This is a genomic window from Pseudomonas syringae, from assembly GCF_000737245.1.
Lineage (GTDB): Bacteria > Pseudomonadota > Gammaproteobacteria > Pseudomonadales > Pseudomonadaceae > Aquipseudomonas > Aquipseudomonas syringae_J.
The window spans coordinates 96,519-102,773 of the sequence record NZ_JPQU01000025.1 but is presented as its reverse complement, the minus strand read 5'-3'; the positions used below and the strand labels follow the sequence as shown (position 1 = coordinate 102,773).

The 6,255-nt window shown below is 58.2% G+C and carries 7 protein-coding genes and 1 pseudogene; 6 read left to right on the top strand and 2 right to left on the bottom strand.

Features of this window, described 5'->3' with window-relative positions:
• From IV01_RS26215 to IV01_RS16635, 5 genes and pseudogenes are all read left to right on the top strand, one after another.
• A pseudogene (locus IV01_RS26215) lies at positions 1 to 152 on the top strand (amino acid ABC transporter ATP-binding protein); the annotation flags it as partial.
• A 426-nt stretch (positions 153 to 578) separates the two neighbouring features.
• Entirely contained in the window at positions 579 to 1,805 is a 1,227-nt protein-coding gene (locus IV01_RS16620) for a CynX/NimT family MFS transporter (RefSeq protein ID WP_032627569.1), read from the top strand.
• 90 nt (positions 1,806 to 1,895) lie between these two features.
• Positions 1,896 to 2,381 carry a nuclear transport factor 2 family protein gene (locus IV01_RS16625; RefSeq protein WP_032627568.1) on the top strand — a complete coding sequence of 162 codons (486 nt, stop codon included), beginning with the start codon at positions 1,896 to 1,898 and terminating at the stop codon, positions 2,379 to 2,381.
• A gap of 45 nt (positions 2,382 to 2,426) precedes the next feature.
• The gene (locus IV01_RS16630; RefSeq protein ID WP_050507387.1) at positions 2,427 to 2,738 is read left to right on the top strand and encodes a GIY-YIG nuclease family protein; all 312 of its coding nucleotides are present in this window, start codon (positions 2,427 to 2,429) and stop codon (positions 2,736 to 2,738) included.
• 334 nt (positions 2,739 to 3,072) lie between these two features.
• Complete coding sequence (locus IV01_RS16635) at positions 3,073 to 4,005, top strand: glutathione S-transferase family protein (RefSeq protein ID WP_032627566.1); 933 nt, start codon at positions 3,073 to 3,075, stop codon at positions 4,003 to 4,005.
• Between the two features lie 137 nt (positions 4,006 to 4,142).
• Here the strand turns inward: IV01_RS16635 and IV01_RS16640 are convergent, their stop codons facing one another.
• Together IV01_RS16640 and yejK are read right to left on the bottom strand one after the other, a co-directional pair.
• Positions 4,143 to 4,493, bottom strand: coding sequence for a glutaredoxin family protein (locus tag IV01_RS16640; protein ID WP_032627565.1), 351 nt, complete (start codon positions 4,491 to 4,493; stop codon positions 4,143 to 4,145).
• Positions 4,494 to 4,504: 11 nt separating this feature from the next.
• Positions 4,505 to 5,506 carry a nucleoid-associated protein YejK gene (gene yejK / locus IV01_RS16645; protein WP_032627564.1) on the bottom strand — a complete coding sequence of 334 codons (1,002 nt, stop codon included), beginning with the start codon at positions 5,504 to 5,506 and terminating at the stop codon, positions 4,505 to 4,507.
• Between the two features lie 406 nt (positions 5,507 to 5,912).
• Between yejK and IV01_RS16650 the strand changes: the two genes are divergently transcribed.
• Entirely contained in the window at positions 5,913 to 6,194 is a 282-nt protein-coding gene (locus IV01_RS16650; RefSeq protein ID WP_020292090.1) for an HU family DNA-binding protein, read from the top strand.
• Positions 6,195 to 6,255: the final 61 nt, after the last annotated feature.

The following is a 6,255-nucleotide window of genomic DNA, read 5'->3' as shown; positions in this document are numbered from 1 at the left end:
TAACCCACGAAATGGGCTTCGCCCGTACCGTGGCCAACCGCGTGATCTTCATGGATAAAGGCGAAATCGTCGAGCAAGCCGCTCCAAACGACTTCTTCGACAATCCGCAGAGTGACCGTACCCGTTTGTTCCTGAGCCAGATTTTGCATTGATTGGTTGAGTGGCAGCGTGAAAAACCCGGACCTTGTGTTCGGGTTTTTTTTGATAGACGCAAAAGTGATGCTGGAGCCGAATCTGTGGGAGCGAGCTTGCTCGCGAAAGGGCCTGAGACTCGATACATCTTCTGCGGTTGAAAAAATAATGCTGTCGCGAGCAAGCTCGCTCCCACGGGCTTCGTGAGGCCAGTTGGAGCCGGGCTTGCCCGCGAAGCACGATGATGCGGTTTGGCTGATGCACCTCGTCGACTGATTCGCGGGCAAGCCTCGCTCCAACAAGGGTGCCTTCTGTTGAAGCCCTGCTGGCTTGCGATCGCAGCGTACCCAAGTTCCCCGAAACTTGTATTCCCTTCCGTTCTCCAACAGGATGTTGCCCTTTCGCGCTTTGCGCAGTTTCACCTTCCTGCCCCCCACGAGAATGCAATGACGACCAAGGCGCCATCGGCGAGTACGACCCCGCAACACTCATCTTCTGTCCTCAATCGCCCGTGGCTGGTGCTGCTCGGGCTGGTGTTGGTAGCGCTCAATCTGCGTCCGGCGCTGGCAAGCATGGCGCCGTTGCTCGGCTACGTTTCCGACAGCCTCGGGCTTTCATCGGCCACGGCGGGTTTGCTGACGACCTTACCGGTGCTCTGCCTGGGGCTGTTTGCACCCTTGGCGCCTCGGTTGGCGCGGCGCTTTGGCAGTGAACAGGTGGTTTTTGCGGTTCTGTTCGCCTTGGCGGCAGGTATCGTCTTGCGCAGTTTCTTCGGCCAGTTCGGTCTATTCGCCGGCAGTATCCTGGCCGGGGCGAGTATTGGGGTCATCGGTGTGCTGCTGCCGGGTATCGTCAAGCGCGACTTCCCTAAACATGCGGGCACCATGACCGGTGTCTACACCATGGCGTTGTGTCTGGGGGCCGCGCTCGCGGCGGGCTCCACGGTGCCAATCGCCCATCATTTCAATGACAGTTGGGCCGTCGGCCTGGGTATCTGGATGATCCCTGCATTGTTTGCGGCCTTGATCTGGTGGCCGCAGGCGCGGCAAAAACATGACCAGCACAAGGTCGCCTACCGCGTGCGGGGTTTGTTGAGTGATCGGCTGGCCTGGCAAGTCACTTTGTACATGGGCCTGCAATCATCTTTGGCTTATGTGGTGTTTGGTTGGTTGCCATCGGTGCTGATCGGCCGGGGCCTTAGCCCGACGGACGCCGGTTTGTTGCTGTCCGGTTCGATCATGGTGCAGCTGATCAGTGCCTTGAGCGCCCCATGGCTGGCAACCCGTGGCAAGGATCAGCGCCTGGGCGTCCTTATCTCGATGTCCCTGACGCTGACTGGGCTGTTCGGATGCTTGTACGCGCCGGTGGGTGGTCTATGGGGCTGGGCAGTTGTGCTGGGGTTGGGGCAGGGTGCGGCATTCAGCATCGCGCTGACCCTGATCGTACTGCGGTCGCGGGATTCTCACGTGGCGTCCAATCTGTCGGGTATGGCCCAGGGGATCGGCTACACCATTGCATCCATCGGGCCCTTTGCCGTAGGCGTTGTGCATGATGTGACTGACAGCTGGGACTCCATCGGCTGGATCTTCGCTGTCCTCGGCATAGCGGCCACAGTCGCTGGCCTGGGTGCTGGACGAGCCTTGTATGTGCAGGTCAGTAGCGAAAAAGTATGAGTCACGGTATTTGCGTGTCGAATGCGCATGGCAAAGCGCTGAAAGTCCGCTTATCGTGCAAGCACCTTTTGCTCCAATGGACGTGCATGCATGAGTGACGAAGACAAACGCCTGATCAATAACGCGCTGATTACCCGCTTTTACGAGGCGTTCAACCGTCTCGACGCCGAAGCTATGGCTGCGTGCTATACCGATGACGTGGTGTTCAGCGATCCGGTGTTTGGCGAGCTGCGTGGGCAACAGGCCGGTGATATGTGGCGCATGCTCACGTCCCGTGCCAAGGATTTTTCCCTGACCTTTGACAGTGTGCGTGCTGATGAGCGTAGCGGCGCGGCACACTGGGTCGCGACCTATCTGTTCAGCAAGACAGGTAACATCGTGATCAACGACATTCAGGCGCGTTTCGTATTCCGGGACGGCAAGATCAGCGAACATCACGACCAATTCGACCTGTGGCGCTGGTCCCGTCAGGCATTGGGTGTCAAAGGGCTGCTGTTGGGCTGGACGCCTTTTGTTCAGAACGCCATTCGTGAGCAGGCGCGAAAAGGCCTGAAGGCGTTTCAGGCTGAGCGCTAAGGCTCTGCTAGAATCCGCGCTTTCATGCCAACCTGATTTGCCGTTATGCCAGAAGCCATGTGCACATCCGTCGACGAAACCCCCGAACCAGCGGTCAGTAAGCCCTGGTTCGTGTACCTGGTGCGTGCGGAAAACGGTTCGTTGTACTGCGGCATCAGCGACAATCCCCAGCGCCGCTTCACCGCCCACCAAAGTGGCAAAGGCGCACGCTTCTTCTATTCCAGCCCGGCAGTGGCGCTGGTGTATGTCGAGGAATGTGTCAGCAAGGGTGAAGCGCTGCGCCAGGAGCGGTTGATCAAGAAGTTGAGGAAGAGTGCCAAGGAGGTTTTGGCGGCGGGTTATTGCACCAAGATTTGATGGGGACACGTTCTCCTGCCTGTAGGAGCGCGCTTGCCCGCGATGCAGTGTGTCAGCGAAAAGTGCGTTGTCTGACCGTCCGCCATCGCGGGCAAGCGCGCTCCCACAGGTTCTGCATTCGTTCAGACACACCTCGGTTCTGTAGGAGTTGTCGGAGGTTACGACGGCGACGAATGCGGCTTGTCTGATGCGCCGCAGTTCGCAGCCTGCGGCAGCTCCTAAAGAACCTGCGTTTCGATCAATCGCCGTGATGATCCGCCATCAGAGTTGTCGGGTAGGCTCGAGGGTTTTTGCCGGTTAAGCTGTGGGTTTTCCCTCTGCCGGAAAGGCCAATATGACCGATATCATCCTGCACCATTACCCCACCTCACTGTTCGCTGAAAAAGCCCGTCTGATGCTGGGTTTCAAGGGCTTGTCCTGGCGCTCGGTCATCATCCCTTCAATCATGCCAAAACCCGATCTGACGGCGCTGACCGGTGGCTATCGGAAAACCCCGGTGTTACAGATCGGCGCGGATATCTACTGCGACACGGCCCTGATCGCCCGCCGTCTGGAGCAGGAAAAAGCCTCGCCTGCGTTCTTCCCGGAAGGTCAGGAATTCACCGTTGCCAGCTTCGCGGCCTGGGCGGATTCGGTAATGTTCATGCATGCGGTCAGCCTGGTGTTCCAGCCTGAATCCCTGGCCGTGCGGTTCGCCAAAGTACCGCCGGAAGCGGCGAAGGCCTTTATCGCCGATCGTGCCGCACTGTTCGATGGCGGTAGCGCGAATCGGATGCCAGCTGAACAGGCCAAACACCAGTGGCCAACGCTGATGGCGCGTCTGGAGCTGCAACTGGAGCGCAACGGCGACTTTCTGTTCGGCGTGCCGTCGATTGCCGATTTCTCGGTCGCCCACACCCTGTGGTTCCTCAAGCAAACCCCGGTGACCGCACCGTTGGTGGATGACTATCCAGGGATAGCGGCATGGCTGGGCCGAGTGCTGGGCTTCGGTCATGGCGCTCCCAGCGAGCTGAGCTCGGCCGAGGCAGTGGAAATCGCCGCGAAGGCCACACCCGCTGCGTTGCCGGATGAGCAATTTGTTGATCCCAACGGCTTCAAGGCAGGAGATCAGGTGACGATCTCAGCCGTCGATTATGGCGTCGACCCGGTTGAAGGTGAATTGGTGTTCAGTGGGCGTGAGGAGTTGATTCTGCGTCGCGAAGACGAAAGGGCTGGGGTGGTGCATGTGCACTTTCCGCGGTTTGGGTTTCGGATAGTGAAACGCTGAGCGCGGGCGGGTTTGATCTCTGTGGGAGCGAGGCTTGCCCGCGATACAGACGCTGCGGTTTCGCAGATGAACCGTGTCGACCTTATCGCGGGCAAGCCTCGCTCCCACAGGGATGTATCAGGCAGCACGATTTGCGATCACTTCAACGCCGCAAGTATCGCTTCTTCACTAAAGCCCCGAATAATCGTGCCATTCACATCAATCAACGGAATCCCTCGGCCGCCAAGAGCTTCATAGGCCTTGCGGCCTTCCGTTGATTTCTCGATGTCGTATTCCTTGTACGGGATGCCCTTGCTGTCGAGGAAACGCCGGGTCTGTTTGCAGTAACCGCACCATTCGGTGGCGTACATCACCACACGGGCTTGCGCCTGAGTGTGTGTGGGGACCGCGTCTGATGGATTGAAGAAGTGCTCGATCTTGCCCCAGTTCTGGTAAACCACCACAACCAGCATGATCAGCACGAATTTCTTCAAGGTGCGTATCAACATGACTAGTGCCCTCAGCGACGCTTGAGCTGATCGGTCAGCTGCGTCGGCAGGCCTTTGATGATCAGGGTGCCAGCGGCTTCGTCGTATTCGATCTTGTCGCCCAGCAGATGTGCTTCGAAACTGATCGACAGGCCTTCTGCACGGCCGGTGAAGCGACGGAACTGGTTGAGGGTGCGCTTATCCGCCGGGATCTCGGGTGACAGGCCGTAGTCCTTGTTGCGGATGTGATCGTAAAACGCGCGCGGGCGTTCTTCGTCGATCAGCCCGGACAGCTCTTCCAGGCCCATGGGTTCGCCCATCTTGCTCTGGCTGCTGGCGTAGTCCACCAGGGTCTTGGTCTTCTCACGGGCGGAATCTTCCGGCAGGTCCTCGCTTTCGACGAAATCGCTGAAGGCTTTGAGCAGGGTACGGGTTTCACCAGGGCCGTCGACGCCTTCCTGGCAGCCGATGAAGTCGCGGAAGTACTCCGAAACCTTTTTACCGTTCTTGCCTTTGATGAACGAGATGTACTGTTTGGACGTCTTGTTGTTCTGCCACTCCGAGACGTTGATCCGCGCCGCCAGGTGCAGTTGACCGAGGTCCAGGTGGCGCGATGGAGTCACGTCCAGGGTTTCGCTCACTGCCACGCCTTCACTGTGGTGCAGCAGGGCGATGGCCAGGTAGTCGGTCATCCCTTGCTGGTAGTGGGCAAACAGCACGTGGCCGCCGACGGACAGGTTGGATTCTTCCATCAGCTTTTGCAGGTGTTCCACCGCGATGCGGCTGAACGCTGTGAAGTCTTTGCCGCCGTCCATGTATTCCTTCAGCCAGCCACTGAACGGATGCGCGCCGGACTCGGCATGGAAGAACCCCCAGGCCTTGCCTTGTTTGGCGTTATAGCTCTCGTTAAGGTCCGCCAGCATGTTCTCGATGGCTTGGGATTCGGCGAGTTCAGAGTCGCGTGCGTGCAGGACAGCTGGCGTACCGTCGGGTTTCTTGTCGATCAGGTGGACGATGCAATGACGGATCGGCATAGAGTTCTCGGCTGGTTGTGAGCGGAATACAGGTCGAGCGGCGCGGCTCGTTTTAACGGCGGCCAGTGTAGCGCACACGAGGCTGGAACGCCCCTGAGACCCTTGGTTTTAGCTCTTGTGGTGGTATTGGAGTATGTTTTTTCGGCAGATTGAGGATAAACCTGTCCAAACGGGTAGGTTAGTGCGGATATTTGCTTGGCTCTGTGCTAGTTTTGCCCGGTCTTGCGCAGCATAGCGCGCCAAGCACCGCAGTTTGTGTGCTTTCGGGCCGAACCATTGCCCGCTTTGAGCATCTACAGTTCGCGATTAATCGTGGCTGCTATTGGAGGGTCAGGTTCATCGCCTGGCCCCAGGCCGATGCTGCACTCTGCAATCCAAATGAATTTGATAGGGAAGGAACACCACCATGGCTCTGACTAAAGACCAATTGATCGCCGATATCGCAGAAGCTATCGACGCGCCAAAAACCACCGCGCGTAATGCTCTTGAGCAATTGGGCCAAATTGTTGCCGACCAACTGGAAAACGGCGTTGAAATCACTCTGCCGGGCATCGGCAAACTGAAAGTAGCCGAGCGTCCAGCTCGCACTGGCCGCAACCCTTCGACTGGCGCTGCCATCGAAATCGCTGCCAAGAAAGTTATCAAGTTCGTACCAGCTAAAGTGCTGAGCGACTCGATCAACAAGTAAGCTCACGCTTGCTGTGAAAAAGCCGTGCGCCGGTCAACCGGGCACGGCTTTTTTGTGTCTG